This is a genomic window from Novipirellula artificiosorum (genome assembly GCF_007860135.1).
Classification (GTDB): Bacteria; Planctomycetota; Planctomycetia; order Pirellulales; family Pirellulaceae; genus Novipirellula_A; species Novipirellula_A artificiosorum.
Genome location: NZ_SJPV01000010.1, coordinates 1 through 20,225 on the forward strand (window position 1 = coordinate 1; position 20,225 = coordinate 20,225).

The window sequence follows — 20,225 nt, forward strand, 5'->3', positions numbered from 1 at the left end:
GCCTTATCGAGTTGATTTTGAAATGTAAATGCCATCCGTGACACCCTGAAAAGCAGGAGAAACTGGTAACCTTTCGCACAGCCTACCAAGTACATCCAATTCCGTCACTTGATGTTCACGCGATGCTTAGATAAGAGAACGCGAGGATATTCCCAAGCGTGGTCTCCTCTTCGCTCCCCGTCGTCTGTCCGTCCCGGCCAATCAGATCAAGTGCCTTGTTCGCGTGCTGTTCGATAAGATCCGCGGTTTCCAGAGGCGTACGCTTCCCCCGGTTTTTTCCCGCTGCCGCATCCTTGATTGAGCACACTTCCGCACCAGGTGGCGGTTCGGTTCTCAGCATTTGCTGGATGGTTCGGAATGTATTGGTCCCGACGCAGGCCTCAGGCCACCACGCATAGTCCGCCTTCCATGTCCCTTGAATCACCTCCGTGAACATCGGAACCCCCAGCGACGCGTGCTTCCACGCTTCGAAGAGAGTGTTCGGGGACAGGGACGGATATCGCTTCTCCATCTGCTTTTTGAAAACGGAATCCGGCACCTCCGGATTGTAGCCAAGTCGGCCCCAAAGCATGTATGTATACCAATGTCGGCGGACCTCTAGCATCCCTTCGGCCCATGGCGCCTTGCTCAACAAGTCGTAGGTCGCCGTGTAACCATCCGCCCCCATCACGAAACCGCGAACGATATTTTCCCGGTCCGGAAACCCGGCAAGATAGCTCCGGACGAAATCCGGATTGCCCCAGTGCAGATAGTAGAAGGAATCGTTTCTCAACTCGATCCACGTCTTCAGATTCAGCGCGGCCAACTGAGCGGGGATGTCACCGTTCCTGCTCCGGATCCACTGCGGCCGGACCGCAGAGTAAATGTGTGCCACCGCGTACTTGTTCGAGAACTCGAAGCGCACGTTCGGCATGGAATACATGGGCTTGAAAGTTTTCGATAAGGCTTCGGAACTGGCCCCGTGGTAGCGATGAATGAACACGATGTTTCGATCAGGGTTCGCTTTCGCGAAATCGAGGATTCCTTCCCCATAGACGTCCCACATCCATCTCGCTTCCTCTTCATCGTCTCCGATCTGCGTATTCTCTCCGGCGGTCACACCGAAGCCGCTAAGGTCAGGATAGGTCTCGAACAAGCGGGTGACGCAGCTTCGCATGTACTTCTTCAAGCCGGGCGACTTGGGATCATTGCTTATGCCGTATTTCCCCGTTGCACCATAGGTGTAGATATTCCAGTTGAAGAAATAGACCTCGAATCCGCGGTTCTTCGCGTATTTCATCACTTTCCTCCAAAACTCGATTTTCTCATCGATGGACAGCTTTTTGGAGAACCCGTCAAAGCCCTGAACATCCTGAATCGCAACATTGGGATAGTCCGGCATGCTGATCAACGAGGTGAATGGGTGCAGGGACCACAGCGTGATCGCATTGTAGCGATAGCGTGCCATTTCATCGAACCACGACTCCCAGAACGAAAAGTCCCAGACATCCTTGATGGCCGCCTTGGTGGAGTCGCCCTTGAACGAAAGCTTGGAAAATCCATTTCCATAGTAGGTCGGACTGCGCCGGTCCCAGGGGATGTTGAACTTGATCCCACGCCTCAGAAGACGCGGATGATCCGCCTCCTGATAGGTCTTGCCAAAGCCATCGGAGGTGAACAGCTCTGCAAGCCGCAAGGCACCATACATCGCCCCGTTTGCATCGCCCCCCTTCACGACATACCGATCCGCCTCCACACAATCAATGGTGTAGGCTTGCTCGCCGAGGCTTTCATCCAGCTGAATCAGCACCGACTGCGTACCCGCTGCTTGCCCGGCGTTTGGCAGCCCTCGGAGGTCCACATTCAAGCCATGGGATTCAAGCACCAACTTGATGTCATTGGCTCCGAATTCGATTTGTCCAACAGCAGTATCGGCATATATGTCGATCGCTCTTGCCGTTTGAACAAACGGTGCGATCAACGTGATCACGCTTCCTATGACTCCTATCAACGATCTCATTAGCATAGGTCTTGTGTTTTTCTTGGTTGTAGTTGATTTAGAACGTAAAGTGCTTGCTCACCGGTGGGGATCGATGGTCTTTCCCTTTAGACTTCCAATCATCCTCTTCGGAATTGGATGCCCCTCGTCAGCGCGGTCTAGACTGAATTTTTTGTTGGTCTGGAGGAATGGAAGCGGACCGTCCTCGCTCAGATAGTCGTTCTGCTCCTTCATCCATCGGAACAGCTCGGTCTTGAGACTTTGCTGGACATCCGCCATCTCGGGCCTGCCCGCGAGGTTACTTAACTCGTGAGGATCGCTCTGCGTGTCAAAGAGCATCTCTTCAGGGAGGTGCCTGTATTTCGACGCGCCCTTCTCGATGAAGTAATTGACTTCATTCCCTTTCGCTCTTTCCCGCTCTAGCCGCTCCATACTGTTGAAGTTGAAGATGTAGTGGTATCGCCCGTCGTGGACGGAACGTTGGGGAAAGACATGGCGATAGATGATGCCTTGATTGACGGTGACACCGTAGACGTATTCGTGTTGTTTGCCCTCACCCTTTTCGAGGATTGGCAGCAGGCTCATGCCATCGAGATCCTCGGGCGGCGTCCCGCCCGCCAGTTCGATCACCGTTGGCACGAAATCAGCGAAGCTACTCAAGGCATTCGTTCGGCCCGGAGGAACGTTCCCCGGCCAGCGAACTATGAACGCTACGTTCAGACCGGAATCGTAGGCCGTGTATTTTCCGCGCGTCACACCGTGGTCATCGGCATAGAAAACGATTGTCTGATCCTCGATCCCATGCTTTTCGAGTAATTTGAGCACCGAGGCGAGCTCCCGCTCCTTCTGTGCGATGCTGGCATAATAAAGGGTCGCCTTTTTCTTCGCCTCCTCTGTGCTGTCGGCAAATGGAGGAAGCGAGACATCGTCCGCCTTGTAGGGGCTTTCGTCAAAATACGGGCCGTGCGGAAACTCACTGGCGATCATCAAGCAGAACGGCTTCGATCCCTGGTCCTTCATCAACTTGTCCATCTCCTGGATTGGAATCGAAGGCCTGGGCAATCCCTCTTCTTGGACGGGCTCCATACGTATGGACCAGGGAAACTGCGCGTCTGGATTCACATGCGATTTGCCGGCCAGCACTACCGTGTAACCGAGGTCGGACAGATACTTCGGAAGCGTTTGCACGCCCGGCCGGATGGGGGAGTGATTGATGAAACAGCCGTTCCGTAGCGGATAGAGCCCCGTGTAGAGCATGGATCGGCTGGGAGCGCAAATCGCCTGTCCCGTGAACGCCCTCTCGAAGACCAGCCCCTCCTTCGCCAAGGCGTCGGTGGTGGGAGTCGGCACAGCGACGTTACCATAGGTGCTATGGTCGAATTTGCTTTGATCGTCACCGAGGAAAAACACGATGTTAGGCTTCGAGCCCTTCATCTCCGAGTCAGCCCCAGCCGCTCCGCCCCCACCGCCGATGATTGCGTAGAACAAGATGACTGTAAGCTTGGAAAATTTGGTTTTCATCATTTTGGTGGGCATGTTAGTTGTCTAATTTTGAAATCGTGCGTGGCGAGTCAGGGTGGTTAGAAGGCGGCCGATTCAGCGAGCTTGATCCGCCGGTGGAGTTCCTCGCGCATAAACTTCAAGGTGGAGGCATATTCCGGGTTCCCTACGATGTTCCGGTTCTCCTTCGGATCTTTTTGAAGGTCATACATCATCTCTTCTCCATTGGAATATCTCGAGTAGGTGAACTGGTCCGTCACCACCGCGTCAGCCTCCTTGAACCGAGCATAGACCGCCTCGTTGATTTTCTTGTCAGGTGCGCTTAGAAGTTCCACAAAACTGTGGCCTTGCACGGACTTCGGAACCTCCAGTCCTGCCAGCGAGCAGAGTGTAGGGAAAATATCGACGCTCTGAATCAGCGAACCGCTTTTTCCCTGCATCTTCCCTGGGACCTTCACGATCAGCGGAATTCGCAGCGCGTTGTGCATGGTGTTGTGTTTGCCCCAGAAATTGTGCTCGCCGAGGTGCCAGCCGTGGTCGCCCCAAAGGATGACGATCGTGTTTTCCGCCAGCCCGAGTCTCTCAAGTTCGTTGAGCACATCACCGGTCAGCTTGTCCGAATAGCTTGTTGAGGCGAAGTAGCCGTGGCGCATTTTGCGATGGAAGGCTTCCGATGCCGGCCTAAACTTACCCAGCGAATAGGTCTTGAATTCGCCGGACCCATGCAGGGCATCGGGTGCGTCCTCCGGTTTGAAGCGGTTATCCGCGATCGGCAGCGTGGCTTCATCATAGAGGTCCCAATATTTTTTCGGAGCAATGAAGGGCAGGTGTGGGCGAATGAACCCGCAGGCGAGGAAGAAGGGTTTTCCGCTCTCCTTGAGCTCCCGCAGATCCGCAATCGTCTGCTCGGCCACGATTCCGTCGCCATAAGCGTTGTCCGGCACATCGGCATCGTCGAAGAACAGTTTCGCCCCCTTGCCGCCTTTCTTCCTGGCAGCGGGGGCGGCGGACTCAGATTCTTCCGAGTCGGCGTCACCCACCCGCCGGGCAGGCCTGCTCCAGCTTCGCTCCGCCGTGTCCGTGGCTGTGTGAAAGACTTTGCCATTCGCCTTGGTGAAGTAGCCAGCATCCTTGAAGACCTGTGGCATGGTGACCGCATTCGGGGTGTCTTCATCCACTTTCGCAAGAAAGTCGATGTAGCGATTCTTTGTCGGCAGAATGCCGGTCATCAGACTGGCTCGCGAAGCGCCGCAGACCGCAACCGAACAGTATGCCCGATCGAAGACCATACTCTCGGCCGCGAGCTTGTCGATGTGCGGCGACTTTACGACGGTGTCGCCATAGCATCCCAGCTCAGGACGCAGGTCGTCGATCGCAATGAAAAGGATGTTGGGCTTGGCGTCTTCGGCCGCACCAGCCCGGACGACGAAGAGAAGCGTTAGGAGGACAAGGATAGTTCGTCGGGTTTTCATAATGGTAGATCTTACGTGAATTGCTATAGATTTGCGTTTGCGATGTAGCTTGTTGAGAAGCCTCGTGAATGTGCTGCAATCGATCACGCAGCAAGCGTTTCGTAGTCAACTGGGGATTGAGTCTTCTAGCCAAATTGTCCCGAAGCCGTGCGTCTCAATGCGTCGGTTCCTGATCCGCTGAAAGACATCAGACGCTCTAAAAATCATTGTCAGTGCATATGATACGCGCGAGCTATGAACAATCCCGACACGAGATTTATCAAATCTGCTTTTCATTATCCGTCACCTTCATACGTTTCGCACCAGCTGGTCAGGATCGAAAAGAAATTTTTCGAGATCCTGCGATGTTTTCGTGTATGGAAATCGCAAGGATCACGCATACATCAACTGGATTTAGATGCCAGTGCCTTTGATCGCGTTTTGCATTTGTCCTTTGCCCTGGCTCTTGGCTGTCTTCCATGCATGGTCATCCAGAGGAAATGACTATTCAGCAGGGCTCAACCTAATGAAACGCAAAGCACTGCCGTGAAAGTCCAGATTCAGCTCGATTATTCCATTTACGGTGTCGATCTTCTCGGCTGCTTTAACCGACTTCATTTCGCCCATTTCCTGATATTTCTTCAGATTCTTTGTAATCACTTCGATAACGCCTTCCATATTTTCTTCTCCATAACGTGCGCCAATGTTGCGTTGCAGATAGAATTTGGTCTCTTTCGCAGGAATGCCGGCGGCTTCAATATCTTTGTAGAGTTGGTGAATAAAAACTCCGTTATGCTGATCAAGAAGCTGTTCATCAATAGACCATCTGTTTTCTCTTGCAATTCGATCACCGACCAACGTTAACGCGATATTGTTTTCAGATGCTTGTTTCGCATTGTCATGATGTGAATAGACGAGCAGATAGAGGTCGTCATTCTTCCATGCGGCAATGGTACCAAACTTCAATTGCTTCTGTGCATCTTTCAAGACGTTAACGCGTTGTCCGCCTTCCATCACAGCTAAACAATCCATGACGTTCATCCAAGGGTCAAAAAGACCCGGAACAATTTGTTCAACGCCATAAATGGTTCCCATGTGCTGATCCCAGTTATAAATACGACGCACATTATACCGGTAGGCCACATCGACGGTGTGCGCATATAGACCAGCAAAGAACTCCGTATTACTGACCGCTTCTCCGCGACTGAGACATTCATTCAATTCGCCATATTCATGAATTTCGCAATCAATATCTTTGATCGAGGGATATTTGGCCAATTCAGCGCGGACCTTTTGCATGTTTTCTTCGTATAAAAAAGGATGCGGCGACATCGCATAGACGGACTGCGAGTAATAATCGATTTTCGTGCCGATTTTCCCGGTATAGTAATTTGTTCCTTCCGCACAGTGTTTAAGAATATCGAAACCCCATCGCCCTCCTTTTTGGCCTTTCTGGCTTCCATTCCACATCAGCATGTTTCCCGGACCGATCCACGGATCTTTAATAATGCTCTCCAACGCCGCGACGGTGTAATCGTAATGTTTAAAATACTCTTCCTTGGTTCCGGACCAGTGACCAGGAAATAGATCTGGCTCCGTACCTACTCGATAACGCCATGAACTTACCTCCTCCAAACCAAACTCATCCACCAGCGCCGTGAGAAATTTCTGTACATAGCGGAACCATAGATCGAAGTCGTCAGGAGGACTCGTATTTCCATATTTATTAAAGGGCTGACTGCTCATTTTTTGGGGCACATTGTCCAGCACGATCCAAGGAATGTATCCAGCCGCCTTTTGAGCCTTTACGTAATCGATAAATCCCGAAAAATCACAAATAATCTCTCCCTGATTATCCACCTCCTGAAACCACTCGTCGCTCCCGCCTGTTTTTCCTCCTAAGCAGCGAATGCTGTTGATGTATTTGATGTGCTTGGAGATCTTTGGAATTTTTTCCAGGAACACTGGATCTTTCCAAAGCGAAATGCTGTTAATCACACGCACGTTCCACAGATTATAGACGTCACCCACGAGATTATCTGCTTCTACTGTCATAACGTGCTTTTCAGAAACAATGGTCTCTTCTTTCACGTCATCCGCCCGCACTTGCACGGCTGCCAACAGAAGCCCTATACACCATATCTTTTTCATCGAATTTCCCCTTATGCTTGCGCGATCTCATGCATGTGATTCCACGACCATCTGACGTACCTCTGAATATATCTATTTAGGCCCCCCAATACAGTGCCTTTTCGGCAATCGCCACTGTCCAGTCTGACGCCACTGAAGCTGCCTCTACCCATCACAGCCCGGTGAACAAGTACGAATAATCCAATAGTCTTTGTCGAGTAGACATAATATGGTTTCTCTATATTCAATTTAATCTCTAGGTTTCAGACGCAACAATACGACGCTGTGTCCATCCAATTCTAGATCGAAGTAGAGCTGTCCGGCCGAGCCTTTTTTAAAGGCTGGCGGGTTCATGCGGGAAAGCTCGCTCATCCGTTCATACTTCGCCTTGTTCTTTTGAATAAGGCTCTCTATTTCGCGTTTACCGGCCTGTCTTATATCGGCCTTTTGCTCATGCATGAAACCGGGATGATCGCCGTTAATGACGGATGCTTCTGAAATAGACCATTGGCGGGCTTTTATGGTTTCCCCTTGCAGGAGCACGCGAACCGGGACGCGGTCTCCATTATCCCGTACGGCCAAATGGCGGAACACCATGACATCCAGATGTCCCTCTTTGGCTATCGCGATGCAGCCCACATGATCCGCTTCGCTGGAACGTGTTGCTGTGGATTGAAAACGGATGCCCCCCACCATTTCTTCGAGTCGGTCCATCACATGGCTTATCGGGGTGTCGATGCCCTTCCCCTTATTGGCGTTCCATTCCCACTGATAAACGCGAGGGACTTGCAGGGTATTAATCTTGTCGGCAAAGTGTGCCATCCAGGAACCGCCAAATTCAGTGCCGTCGCCGACGATCCATTTGCCGTTTTCGCTCAGAATGCCGAATTCCTGAATCTCCACTGGAACCTGGTAAAAACTCGGGTATTGTTTCAATTTTTGTCGCATTTCATTAATGACCTGATTAAAGCGTTCATCAGGCTTCCCAACGGAAGTGTAATAGCTGGTGGAAAAGAAATGCATCGGTGTGCCGATCTTTCCGGTGACATAATTTGTTCCAGTCGCGCAATGGTCAATAATCTCACTGCCCCAGGTGTTCCACTTCCATTTCTTTGCGGGATCAAGAATGTTTCCCGGCCCGATTATTGCTTCAGGAATGATGCTCGTTACGGCTGCTACCGTATGGTCATAGTGAGCCAGATACTGCTCCTTTGTTCCTGACCAGTGCTGGTCTAAAAGGTCGGGTTCCGTACCGACACGAAAGCGCCATGTTTTAACTTCATCATATCCAAATTCGCTAACCAAGGCTTGAACCAACTGTTTTATATAGCTGCTCCATACCTCGAAGTTGTTGGGCGGCATTGAGTTGCCATACCGGTTCTTGGTCGGCTTGTCGCACATTTTGGCTGGCACATTATCCAGCACAATCCATGGAGTAAACCCACATTCCCGAATGCCTGCAATCAGATCGATGGCCAGAGAGAAATCGCAGATCGCCTGTCCCTGTTCATCGACCCCTCGGTAGTAATCATCCTTCTCCAGCTTAATACCGCCTAGAAAACGCACGCAGTTAATATAGTCTGCATATTTATACATTTCGCGGAGTTCGGCATGGTTGGCCTGGTCCAGAAACGTCTTCTGAACGGTAACCGGAAAAACATTCCAGAAGTTGTAGAATTCGCCCATCTCTTGGTCGGTATCTACGGCGATATCAATCCGTTCATCCTGCGTTGGCGTTGACGGTTTGGATTGAGTTGTCTCAAGCGATATCGTGAGTAAGCGTAATGGACCTTCCAGGCCGGTTGCTGTTGGATTGCTGAACTCCTCAGTCCATCTCTGTGCGACGGGGTTATGGGTAAGGGATTTGCAATAATTTGCCAATACGGTGGTGTAATGGATTTCAATATCGTTGCTTCCATCTTTGAGCAAGTCGGCAATGGGGTACACGGCTTCACCATACCAGCGTGTGCCTGCCTTTATGCCGTTCACATAGAGTTCAGTGACCCCTTCGTTCACTTTTCCGAGGTCAAGATGGGTAAAACCCTCGGTATCCTTCAGCGTGGTGTTGTAAATAAGTGTTCCACCAAAGGTTCGTTGTGTGGCTTCGCTGGAGTGGCCGAAGTCGATCAGTTGATCCACATTCCACGTGAACGTTTTCCCATCAACGCGATTTCCGGTGACAGTCCAACTTCCCTTCACTGCTTTGGATTGTTTTAACACTCGCTCAACGGGCGCCGCTTTCGCTTGGGGCTTTTCCTCTTCGAACACGAGCAGGAGCGATTGCAATGGCTCCAAGGTGATGCGAAGCTGATTCGGATCGGACGTGAAAGGATAAGGTGTTCGTTCTCCCGTTTCCGGGTTCCAGGACCAGGGATATTTTCCTTCGACTGGGAATGTTGCAGCAAACGTCGCTTCTTCGGCGCGGTGAACGTTGGCGAAGAAGTAAATTTGCTTTCCTTCCGCACGTTGATGAATCTGATATACCTTTTGGCTGGGCTGATCGATGGCCACGTCGGGAGAGACGCCCGCTTTTTCTAACATGGTTCGGGTCCAGTCGTACAACAGGTCGAGCGATTTCGGCTGTTTCACCTGGGTGACCGAGGCGGGGTGTTCTGCGAGCAGACGCTCCATCGCGTTTTTAACCAACTGATCGTTTTTTGCGTGATCCTTAAATTGAAGCGACTTCATGGGGAGCTGATCAATCGCGACGATTTCTCCTCCTGCTTCGGCGAATGCTTGAACGGCGGCCGCGGCACGCGGAGAAATGGATTGCATGCTTGCGAGCACGAGCAGGTCATAGCGCATGGGGCCATAGGCGATGGCGCCGTCCTTTACTGTGGCTTCTTCCAGAATTCTTTGATTGATGTAGTCGCAGGAATAGCCTAACTGGCTGATCGGCTCCCAGAGTTTGTTGAGGTATTCCGGAGTCATATGGAAGGGGTCTCTGCTCAGCCCGACATCGCCCCACAAATCCGCGGTGGGTCCAATGATCGCGATTTTCTTCAGGGGTTGCGAGTTTTGAAACACGAAAGAGAGGCGCGCGTTGTAGTCGGCCCATCGCGAAAGGTGTTTCCACCATGGGTTCAGCTCGCTGAAAAACGCGCCAAAACGTATCCAACCCGGAAACGCCACATCAGGAGGGGAATAGTTAAACCCATGCAGGACGGAATGATTCATGCCGGTGATAAAGTTCATGTCGTCGTGCTGTTTGATCTCTTCCAGCGTCGTTTTGAAGACGCCTTTTAGATTGGTCATGGCCTCGGTCGAGATGATTTTTCTACCCTCGAGATGACCTCCTGAAGCCGCGTACATATTCCACGTCATGTAACCATGTTGTTGGCTCCATTCCCACTGCGGGCCCTTCATGTCGGCGGAGTAGATCCAGTTGTTGCTTTCGGGAATATCCGGGATCATGTAGCCATCGAGCATGCCCATCAAGAAGGGGGTTCCGTAGGCTTGATAGCGGCAGAGGAGATCATTTTCTGTGCAGAAGTCCTGAAACTCCCGTGTGAAGTTGGCTAGGAAGGTTTCGACTAAGAGCTTGTTGTAGTCGTATCGAACGCGTTTCATCTGTTGCTTGAATTCCGGAGTGAATTTCGCCGTGTATTCCCCGACTTCAGGACCATCGAAAATGAACGGCATCCAGGGGGCTAACTCGTATCCATATTTTTGGGAAAACAGGTCGGCGAAGCCGTCGCTCCAGTTGGCTCCAGAAATCTCGATGCTGTCGCAGAATAATGCCCGCACCAATTGATTCAGCGGGATACCGGATTTTTCCGAGATTCGCTTTAATCGCGAAAGGTAGGCGCGGGTCACCTCCTTTTTATAATGATCCATCACGGGCCCCGCACCTCCCGGCGCACCTAAAGTTACGTTTCTGAAGCGTTGTTCCAGGAACCCGTAGCAGAGATTGTATTCGCCCGCTTGGTTGATTTGATAAGAAACGCGACCCTGCTCATCCATGTGATCCCTGAGGTCGATCACCTCTTCTGCGCCGTCGCACTTCACGGGCACCAATGTTAAGTAGGATAACGTGTGTGTAGAGTTGTCGCTGGCGTGGGAGCCCGCGAGATCGGCTTTTTCGGTGGTCTTGTACGTGGCCAACAGTTCGGCTTCACTCAGTTCAAGCGTTGTACCGCCCTTATAGCGCTGAGCATGGGGCGTTACGCGCTGGCAGGTGTCGTCTAACTCGAGAAACTCACCGCCAAACGGCCAGCCGGTTCCCACGATCATGTCCGTGATCAGTCCCAGCTCTTTGGCCTTCTCGCAGGAGTGAACCAGCAAGTCGATCCACTCGTCGCTCATCCAGACCAGGGCTTCATCGCCGTTGTCAGGACATTCCGACGGCATCGCGATCGGATTGATCTCGACACCTCCAAACCCGGCGCGTTTCAAGAGTTCCAGTTCGCGGTCCAGCTCCTTGGCAGTGATTTTATTACCGTTCCACCACCAGCGAACAAAAGGGCGCGCTTCGGCGGGTGGAGTTTTGAAGTTTTCATAGAGTTGGTTTTGGAGGGCGGTGTTAGCCCAGCAATCCGATGTAATGAACAATATGAATAAGATGGCTGCTAGAAGAGAAATAATCTTATGAGGCGAGATAAGGCCCAATTTATTCATCATGGTTGACTCCGATTTCAATTTAGCGATTATTTGGCTTTTAGCGCGGTGGATTTCTGGGGATCGAAGTCGACCTCGCCAAGAAGTTGATTCAAGCGATCGTAAAATGCGTTATGTGGCCCACTGCCGAGTCGATCGGCAGCAACCCAGAAGCTATCTTGATGTTCGCGACGCCGTCGTCCCAATGTCATTCGATGGTCTCCAAACCGTGGTTGACGTAGGATAACCTGAATGTGCGAAATCAACACGCTGCTAGACGATCACCCCATCCCATTCGATCAAAGCGAACCGTCTTATTCGCGATGCCTTTTTCGATAAGTTCGTTTCCGGTTTTTAAGAGATTCATTCGTTTTAGGTTCGCGTTTTGAACGACATCAACCCACTTCTTGGGCCACACCTCCATGCCACTCAAAGCACCCAGCCAAGCCGCGGAATTACAGGTGATGCTATCCGCATCCCGCCCCCCTTTGACGCCAGTGAGGACTGTTTTATAGGGATCCCCTTGTCCATAAACAAAGTAGGCCAGAGCCAGCGGCTGTTGCTCCGCGAACAGTATTCCGTTGTATCCTTTGGGTTCCATCCTCACTTCGGGCTCCAGTCGTTCCGGCATGGGGCCATCCACGTCTGTCGTGCAGGATTTTACCAAGCAGTGCTTATAGAGTTCTTCATAGAGCTCTGTTGGCGACTTGGCCTTTTGCGCAATTTCCACCGCCCGCGTGAATAACTTTTTCGTAAGCTCTCCGGAATCATCAAGTACCGCCTGAACCACGGAATCGACGGTGGCTCCTTTTTTGTAGGCGGCGGCTTGACCTGCTACGACGGAAGAGAGGATATCTTCTTCGAGCGGGGCCTTCCATATTTTGCACATCGCCGTTGTCACGGCCGAAGCTTTTTGGGGATCACCGGCGTAAAGCATGGATACCGGTTGCCACCAACCGCCGCCACCCCCCTGTTTGTGGTCCACCCCGGCTTCTTCAGGTGCAACCTCACCTTTTTCGATCCGCTTGAGTGGCCTAACCGCCACTTTCCACCAGTTTGAAAAGTCAGCATGCTGCAACAACCAAGGTGCAAAACTAGCCGCATCATAGGGGACATCAGTTCCCAGGAGATACCCAGCCAGATCCATACGAATGAAGGTGTCATCCGTGATACTCCCCGCAGCTGCATCGAGCGCATACCCCGGCCTCAACTTAAAGAAGGTTCCGGGGGTGTCGTACCGAATATGATTCTGAAAATCAGGAAACATTTCGGCAATACGCAGGTAATGCTGACATTCCGTGGGCCCGCCCATAGCATCAGCAATAGCGGCACCCACAAAACAGCCCATGGCCTTGGTACGATAGATTTCGAGCGTCTTGGGATCAACGGCCCCTTCAGCAAAAAGGCTCGATGGAATCAAGCTAGCCCCTAAGCCCGTTGCGGCGGTGGTTTTAAGCAATCTGCGGCGAGAATGATTGATCGTGTTATTCATACTGTTTCTCCTCTTTAACAATGTTTTTTAACGCCGAATGAACTCAATGAAGTCCAGCTTGGCCTGTTCGTTCTCATCAGCCTCACCAATCAAGGTTATAGGGTCACCTGCATTCACCTGAATATTTTTGAATAGCCGCCAGCGCCAGCAATCAACGTCTTCATCCATTTTAAACGAGGCCTTTTCTTGATCGGCAACCTTGAGCGTCACCTTGCTTTGACCCTCTTCTTCGTCGAAGTAGGTGATCCGAATATCATAGAGTCCCGAAGGGTTGTCGAACGTATAGGTGGCTTTGCCCGTTCCTTTCGTTTCCACACCCCATTCTTCCACTAGCTCCTCAGAGAACTTCGCATAGTTTTCCAGCTCCATCTCCTCAATCTCTTTACCCAGCGTTGGGGTGAGTCCTTGTACGCCGGCATCAATCATGCCCTGCTTGAAGGCGCGGAGAAGCGAAAACGAAGCACCGTCATAATGCTTTAGGGCCAAGCCGTTGATTTTGGCCGGATGCTCCAAAGCCACTTTAATCCCTTCTTTCACGAGTTTTGGTGAAGCATCCATACGAGGGGCGATCCCGCAGATGAGCGGTTTGTCTGGCCCGAGAAAATCGCGATTTACACTTAGCCATTTCTTTCGTAAGGCAAAGCCTTCGTTCTTTCTTCCTTTTTGCTCTGTATGATCCTGATTCACAATCGAGCCGAGATAGGGAGCCACGGCGTTAAGATCAAGTCCACTTTCGATGGCATCCCTTCCCTCCCAGAACCATATATCATTCAACCGAAGCTGGCAGGCGGGGTTCTCTTGCTTGATCTTTTCAGATAGCTCTCGATACAACTTGGTAGAAGAGTCACGGCGAAATTTTAGCCACTGCGACTTTTGAGGCTCTGCATTTTTATCCTTCTTCAGAATGGGAATAGCCGCTTCTAAATCAAAGCCCGTTGCTTTGGCCTCGGCCATGCAATATGTACAAAAACAGGTTCCCCCATCGTCGATCTCGTTGTGACTGAACAACCGTTGACAGGTCTGAATATAGTCTAGGTCATAGTTGGCGGCCAAATCTCCATAGAGAGCAATTAGGTATTCACGCACCACCGGATTATTGGGACAAAATCGATCCTCACTCCATGATGTACCATCAATGGTCTTCATCTGCCAATCAGGATTAGCTTTGAGGAGTGCCTTAGGAATGGGGTAATGAGAGACTTCTGCTCCTGTACTTAATCCACGGGCCCGTGCAGCTTCCACCATCAGACGTAACCAATCGGTCTCCCGAATCCACTTATGCTTTGAAAGCTGGGGCTTGATATTTCCGTATCGGCTCATCTCAGGGAAAAAAGTTACGCGGGAATCCTCGGCCTCCCAGCTATCACGCGCGGGATTATGAGGAAATTCAGGAGCCCGAAAAGGTCGATGTTCCTTATGCATCACAACGACCATATACAGATCGTTAATACCCGCCATGGATTGCATATTATCCAGCAGATAATCCATGCCCTCATCCTGCATGGTCCACGCCCGAATCTGCGTTCCCACCTCAAACTCAGAGGATGAATCTGCCTTCCATTGTGGCTTATACGATTCAGCGAGTACCCCCCGGGAGAGACTCAATATACTAAGCAATATATAAATTAGATAGGTAACCTGTTTTTTCATCAAAAAGAACCCATTCAATTAAATGTTAGTGGAACTGTGCAGCAAAGACTCTTCCCCTCACCTACCGATTAGGATCACGTATGAGTAATCTTCATTTCTACTGCGAAGCCGCAGTAGATGAAGGCGTCAACATATCATGATTAAATGAAGCATCTAATGCTGAATAATCTTGCGACTTCATATCAAATAAACGAATGGCTACCGGGCCGTGATCTCCCTGGATATAGGCTTTGTCTTCTGCGACCCAACCTTTCTTCATGGATGATCTCGTAGACCCTGAAACAAACTTGTTTTCCTGAACCGTCTTTCCGTTAAGAATTACTTTCTCCGAACGTATAATCTGTAATATCAAATCTTTAACCACATCATTAGGAGGCGGCCCCATCTTGACCATAGCTCCTCCCTTTAGGGTTTCATCCGGATGACAAAATCCGGATGATCTTTCCTTAATTCGACATCTCTCTACTTTGCATTTCTCCGCCTCGATCGAGGTTCACCCCATCCTGCCGCAAGCGTTTTTGAATTTCCTTCACATCCAGCGCGCGAGGTGAAACCTTCGTTTTTGAAGACATAGCCCCAGCTACACCGGCCGCATGCCCCGTGGCAAAACAATTGCCCATACTTTTCCCTGCCGAAGCGCCTGCATGAGTCGCAGAAATACAACGACCAGCCACCAGCAACCCCTCCACCTGCTTAGGCAACAGGGCACGATAGGGAACCTGATGAACCTTCATTTGAGTGACCCGCGTAAATCCAATATCCAACCACCCGCTGCGCCAAGCAATGGCATCGTCAAAACGACGTCCCGCCAAAGCATCTTCTTCACTGAGAATATACGCCCCCTCAATTCGCCGAGATTCCCTTACGCCAATGCGGGGCGAGGTTCCCACCAATTCACAGTTCTTGACAACCCCCTTGCCAAAATGACGCATGGCTTCGACCATCTGTACCGCCTGCTTTCGACTCAGACACTCCGCCTTGGAAAACTGCTCGATATCTGTCACATCAAAATTACCTAAGGTTTTAGTTCCCGAATGGTTAATATAAGAAAAGTTACAATTAGACACCTGATGCATCCACCATCGGTCGGGGATCAGCGGGTATTGTTCGCGGGCCTCCGTAAATACGGGCATAAGATCCTTTCGTCCATAGCCCTCTACATTCCCTACATTAAGACCCAGCGTTTGGGGCGATAACTTACCCGTTGCGGTCAACGTGGGTGCGCCCGAAAAATAGGCAATATCCGCATCGCCCGTACAATCCACCACCACGTTCGCTCGAATTTCCTGCAAGCCGGATTTGGTCGAAATAACCACCCCTTTCACTTGATCTCCCTCGGTGATGGCTTCAACCGCCTTTGCATGCACTAAATACGTACACCCTACCTCATCCAATGCATCCAGCACGGCGGCCTTAAGATATTCGACATTCACAAAAAACTGATGAGTCTCCAACCGCACGGCCTGATCGCCATAGGCCTGAAGCTTCTCGAGCAGTAACTCATGAACAAATCCACGCGGCTCACTAAACGGCCGCATCTGATTCATACACATGCCCACACCCCACGCAGCGACACCGCCAAAAAAGGCCTCATCCTCCAACACCAACGTTTTGGCTCCCGCCTTGGCCGCTCCAATTGCGGCGCCAATGCCCGCCGGACCACCACCGACCACCAGTACATCTGTCTGTAAAGATGCAGGGCGGCGGTTTGGCTGCGCAGCTTGCGCTCCAACGGCCCCAACCAAACCAGCAGCCGCGGGGAGCAAAGTTGCTTGTTTCAAAAAAGTACGTCTACCTTGTTTTTGTAAGGTATTACTCATCGATTAACTCCTAATTATTTTATATAACTCCTCAATTATAGAAAATGGTAGAAATCTGTAACCCTTAATGATTCAGTTTCGCACCATACACGTCATCCCTGACTGGAATATGTTATTGATACTTATCTAAGCGCTTTAGGAAGAAAAGTTCCTTCTGAATCAATACATACTAGGTAAAATACTGCATTTCCGTTTGACCATAAGCGAATAAAACCACGACCTCAGCCGAAACAAGGGCCATTTTTCTGATTTTTGACATGTTAATATTCCGGGTAATAATAGTTAAACCGTCCTGATGGGGCCACATCCCCATTGACATAGAAATCCATGATGTCCTCCTCAACTTGCATATTGTCCGACCACTTGAACTCAAAGCCGTCAACAACCTTAATCCCTGTGAGGTGGTTTTTGGGAATCCTTAATTCCAGACGCTTGCCATTGATACAAAAATCAAGAGAACCATTCTCTCTCCACGTCCACCCGTCAGTGCTTTTTTCGAACACAGCCTTGTCTCCGATCGGCGTAAGACGGTTGATCACATAGTCATAGCCCTCCCAGCCGGTGCTTTTGTCTCGATCCATGTCGAGTAACAGCATCATCCATTTGTCTGTGGGCGGGGATATTGGCTTTGCTGTCTCCACGTAAAAGTAAAGGGCTTCGTCATCCCGAGCAACCTTGGCAAAGACAATATCATTTCGTCCACTGTCATTTTTGTACTGGGTGCTGCCATATCCTCGATGGTTGCGCGGGGCCAAAACGTCTCGGTGATCGCGAAACAAGGGTTCCACCCCCTGCCATTCATCGAATACTCCGTCGATATGTGCGGTCGTTGGACCGGAACACTCCGCAGGAGGACTGATCCCCTTGAATCTGCGCACGTTGTCAATCAGTTGGTAGTAGTAATTGTCGCCGTGTCCGCCCTTCATGGGTTCAATGTCACGACTGTATTCCTGGTTGCACTGATCAGGAAATGCGTTGGTCGTTCGTTGCCACTCTTTGTATCTTCCCGCGGTCCATTCGTTCCAACCGGTCACGAAAACCAATTTGGGATCAACGTCGAAAGCGCGATCCCACTGCTCTTGGAAATTAAGCCCGCGGTTAACGGCCTCCGGCCGGCTGTCCATTCCGCTCTGCTGTGTGTAGCTGCGTCCGAAGACTTGATGGGGGTCGTTCATCGCAGCGGGGGTCAGGGATTCGGTCGCGTTTTGGGCAACACCGACGGTAAGCTGTTCAAACTGGCCGGCTGAGTTTTTCACGTATCCATGCTGCGGATAGAACTCCAGCCAGCCCCAGTGATTGGGCCGCGAAGGTCCGCGGTTGTACGTTGGCTGACCGGGTCGGAACGTAAAGAATCCCTGCACTTCCTCAGAGAGGTTGTCCGGGTATCCCATGATCAATGGCTTCCCGTCCCACTCGTACCAAAGATCTCGGTAGAGTCCTTTCTTGTAGACGCTCTCGTAGATCTTGGTGATGAGTACCCGCGAGTTGTCCAAAGGAGTGAAAGGGCACATGAACGCGATGTCTGGCGCCCGCACCCCATCAGCTCGCGCCTGTGACCAGACACGTCCAAGCGCATGCAGGGCATCTTCCCACATGAATGTCTTGTTGGTGCAATCAAAAAAGACCACGTCCACGCCGGCATCGGCCAGCATCTCAGCGTGCTTCCTCAGGACCCACTCGTCGGTACTCACGTAGTAGCCAAACAGAGGTTCGCTCCAATGATGCCGTCCACCCCGGGTCCATACAGGGTGGTTGTAATCGTTGCTCGCTTCCGGGTGACGCGACAGGATACTCTCCACGTTGACGGGCTCGACGTCGACAAATTTTGACGTGTGCCAATTCCAATAAAACATCGCCACTTGCTTGCCGACTCTCCGGTCACCCGCCTCGGCGTGATTGGCAATCTTTCGCCCGAGTGCGTCGGTGGCGACCCATCCATCAGAGATGTTGGGGGGCGGGTCTTCTCCGGACATAGTCGCAGAGATGAAAGGGCTTATGACCAAGAACGCAAGAACGACAAGGCGGCAGCGAATCATTGGACTGGCCCCACTTCGGCAGCGAGTTGATCGCAGCGATTGCGTAGCTGAAGGAGTCGTTCGGCGTACTCCGGATTCTCGGCCAGGTTGTTCAGTTGGTCTGGATCGGCCTGAAGATCGAAGAGCTGCTCAAAGGGCGGCGACGGATCAATGTATCGAGTGTAGCTGTCGGTTTTGGTCCGCACGCCGATCGTGCGCGGGATGCGACCCTTGTGACCATAGGGGTGATCATAGAGGAAGTCCTCCCGCCATGCAGCCGCTGAATCCTCAGCTAGGGCGGTCAGGTCACACCCCGTCATCGAGTCCGGGATTTCCACCCCGGCCAGCGAGAGCATTGTGACGGAAAAGTCTGTCGTGATGACCATGCGATCGGTTGACTTTCCACCGACGACGCGCGGGTCATACAGGAATCCGGGCACGCGCAGCGACGGTTCGTACATCAACCACTTTCCGCCCAGACCATGCTCACCACTGAAGTGTCCGTTGTCCGACGTGAACAGCACAACGGTGCTTTGGTCCAGACCACGCTGCTTCAATTCGTCCATTACGCGTCCGACGCCGAGATCCATGCTGGAGATCGAACGGTAGTAATCACGGATGCTCTTGTCGTGTCGCTTGGGATTGCTCAGCATATTTTGACCCGTCGGCCAACCCAGCGACTTCTTGACGATTTCAGGTTCATGATCCGCGTTCGCCTGAGTCGCGGCGAATGGAAACTCGATATTTTTGGGGTTGATTGCACCGGCGAGCGACGGATCCCAGTCGCCGAACGGACCATGTGGTGACTTGAAGAAGAGCATCAAGCAGAACGGGCGGCTTTTGTCGCGACCGTCGAGAAACCGCCTCACGTGCTGCGGTGTCACTTGCGAGTCGACGTGGATGGGGTCCACCAGATTGTCTCGACCAATACGGACCTTATGGCCAGCTTTGCCTCGCGAGTCCGCCGGACAATCACAGAGATCATTGAGTGGTCGAGTGAATCCGTCGAAGTTCACGTAGCGACAATCCGACTGGTGAAAATAGTTCGTCTGCTCGGGCTGCCCGGCCCAATAGTCAAAGACAGCGGCGCCCTCGTGGGTCCGCTCCGGTGAATCGCCGATTCCCCACTTCCCGAAGAAGGCTGTCTGGTAGCCGGCGTTTCTCAATCGACCGGGCACCGAGTCCGCCAGTTGCTCTGGCGTGAAGGCTTTATAGAAATCATCAATGCCGTGCCGGGCGGGATACTGGCCTGCAAGGAGATTCGCCCGGTTGACCGCACAGATGGAAGTGTTCACGAAACAGTTTTCGAAGACGAACGCCGATCTTGCAAGTCGATCGAGGTTGGGTGTCTGAATCGCATCATTGCCCGCATAGCCAACGGCATCGTGTCGTTGATCATCGGTAAAGATCATTACGATGTTGGGGGCTCCATCGACTGGGCCATCGCCTGCGTCACAAAACGGCGTGATGAGAAAACCGAGCGAGACAAGTTGAACGATTCGAATCATGGTTGAACTTAATCCGGGAAGGGATTGGCTGGCTGACGGATTGTCGATGCGGATGCTTCTCTGGCGAACGATTTCAACTTGTAAT

General features: G+C 51.6%; 12 protein-coding genes. All 12 read right to left on the reverse strand.

What is annotated here, in order from left to right; translation table 11 throughout:
- Positions 1 to 115: 115 nt before the first annotated feature.
- Positions 116 to 1,999: a hypothetical protein gene (locus Poly41_RS23280; RefSeq protein ID WP_146529436.1), complete on the reverse strand. Its 1,884-nt coding sequence runs from the start codon at positions 1,997 to 1,999 to the stop codon at positions 116 to 118.
- A gap of 57 nt (positions 2,000 to 2,056) precedes the next feature.
- A complete protein-coding gene (locus Poly41_RS23285; protein WP_146529438.1) occupies positions 2,057 to 3,514 on the reverse strand; it encodes a sulfatase family protein in 1,458 nt (485 codons plus the stop codon).
- 44 nt (positions 3,515 to 3,558) lie between these two features.
- Positions 3,559 to 4,950: a sulfatase gene (locus Poly41_RS23290; protein ID WP_146529440.1), complete on the reverse strand. Its 1,392-nt coding sequence runs from the start codon at positions 4,948 to 4,950 to the stop codon at positions 3,559 to 3,561.
- 483 nt (positions 4,951 to 5,433) lie between these two features.
- Positions 5,434 to 7,080 (reverse strand): GH39 family glycosyl hydrolase, encoded by a 1,647-nt coding sequence (locus tag Poly41_RS23295; protein ID WP_146529442.1) that lies wholly within the window; start codon positions 7,078 to 7,080, stop codon positions 5,434 to 5,436.
- A 228-nt stretch (positions 7,081 to 7,308) separates the two neighbouring features.
- A complete protein-coding gene (locus tag Poly41_RS23300; RefSeq protein WP_146529444.1) occupies positions 7,309 to 11,679 on the reverse strand; it encodes a glycosyl hydrolase in 4,371 nt (1,456 codons plus the stop codon).
- Positions 11,680 to 11,705: 26 nt separating this feature from the next.
- Positions 11,706 to 11,867, reverse strand: coding sequence for a hypothetical protein (locus Poly41_RS34290; protein WP_197231599.1), 162 nt, complete (start codon positions 11,865 to 11,867; stop codon positions 11,706 to 11,708).
- A 50-nt stretch (positions 11,868 to 11,917) separates the two neighbouring features.
- Positions 11,918 to 13,147: an ADP-ribosylglycohydrolase family protein gene (locus Poly41_RS23305; RefSeq protein WP_146529446.1), complete on the reverse strand. Its 1,230-nt coding sequence runs from the start codon at positions 13,145 to 13,147 to the stop codon at positions 11,918 to 11,920.
- A gap of 27 nt (positions 13,148 to 13,174) precedes the next feature.
- Entirely contained in the window at positions 13,175 to 14,677 is a 1,503-nt protein-coding gene (locus Poly41_RS34295) for a hypothetical protein (protein ID WP_231615874.1), read from the reverse strand.
- A 217-nt stretch (positions 14,678 to 14,894) separates the two neighbouring features.
- A complete protein-coding gene (locus Poly41_RS34300; RefSeq protein ID WP_197231561.1) occupies positions 14,895 to 15,056 on the reverse strand; it encodes a hypothetical protein in 162 nt (53 codons plus the stop codon).
- Positions 15,057 to 15,243: 187 nt separating this feature from the next.
- Positions 15,244 to 16,617 carry an FAD-dependent oxidoreductase gene (locus Poly41_RS23315; RefSeq protein ID WP_146529448.1) on the reverse strand — a complete coding sequence of 458 codons (1,374 nt, stop codon included), beginning with the start codon at positions 16,615 to 16,617 and terminating at the stop codon, positions 15,244 to 15,246.
- A 260-nt stretch (positions 16,618 to 16,877) separates the two neighbouring features.
- Positions 16,878 to 18,590 (reverse strand): hypothetical protein, encoded by a 1,713-nt coding sequence (locus Poly41_RS23320; protein ID WP_146529450.1) that lies wholly within the window; start codon positions 18,588 to 18,590, stop codon positions 16,878 to 16,880.
- A 59-nt stretch (positions 18,591 to 18,649) separates the two neighbouring features.
- Entirely contained in the window at positions 18,650 to 20,140 is a 1,491-nt protein-coding gene (locus Poly41_RS23325; RefSeq protein ID WP_146529452.1) for a sulfatase-like hydrolase/transferase, read from the reverse strand.
- Between the last annotated feature and the right edge of the window lie 85 nt (positions 20,141 to 20,225).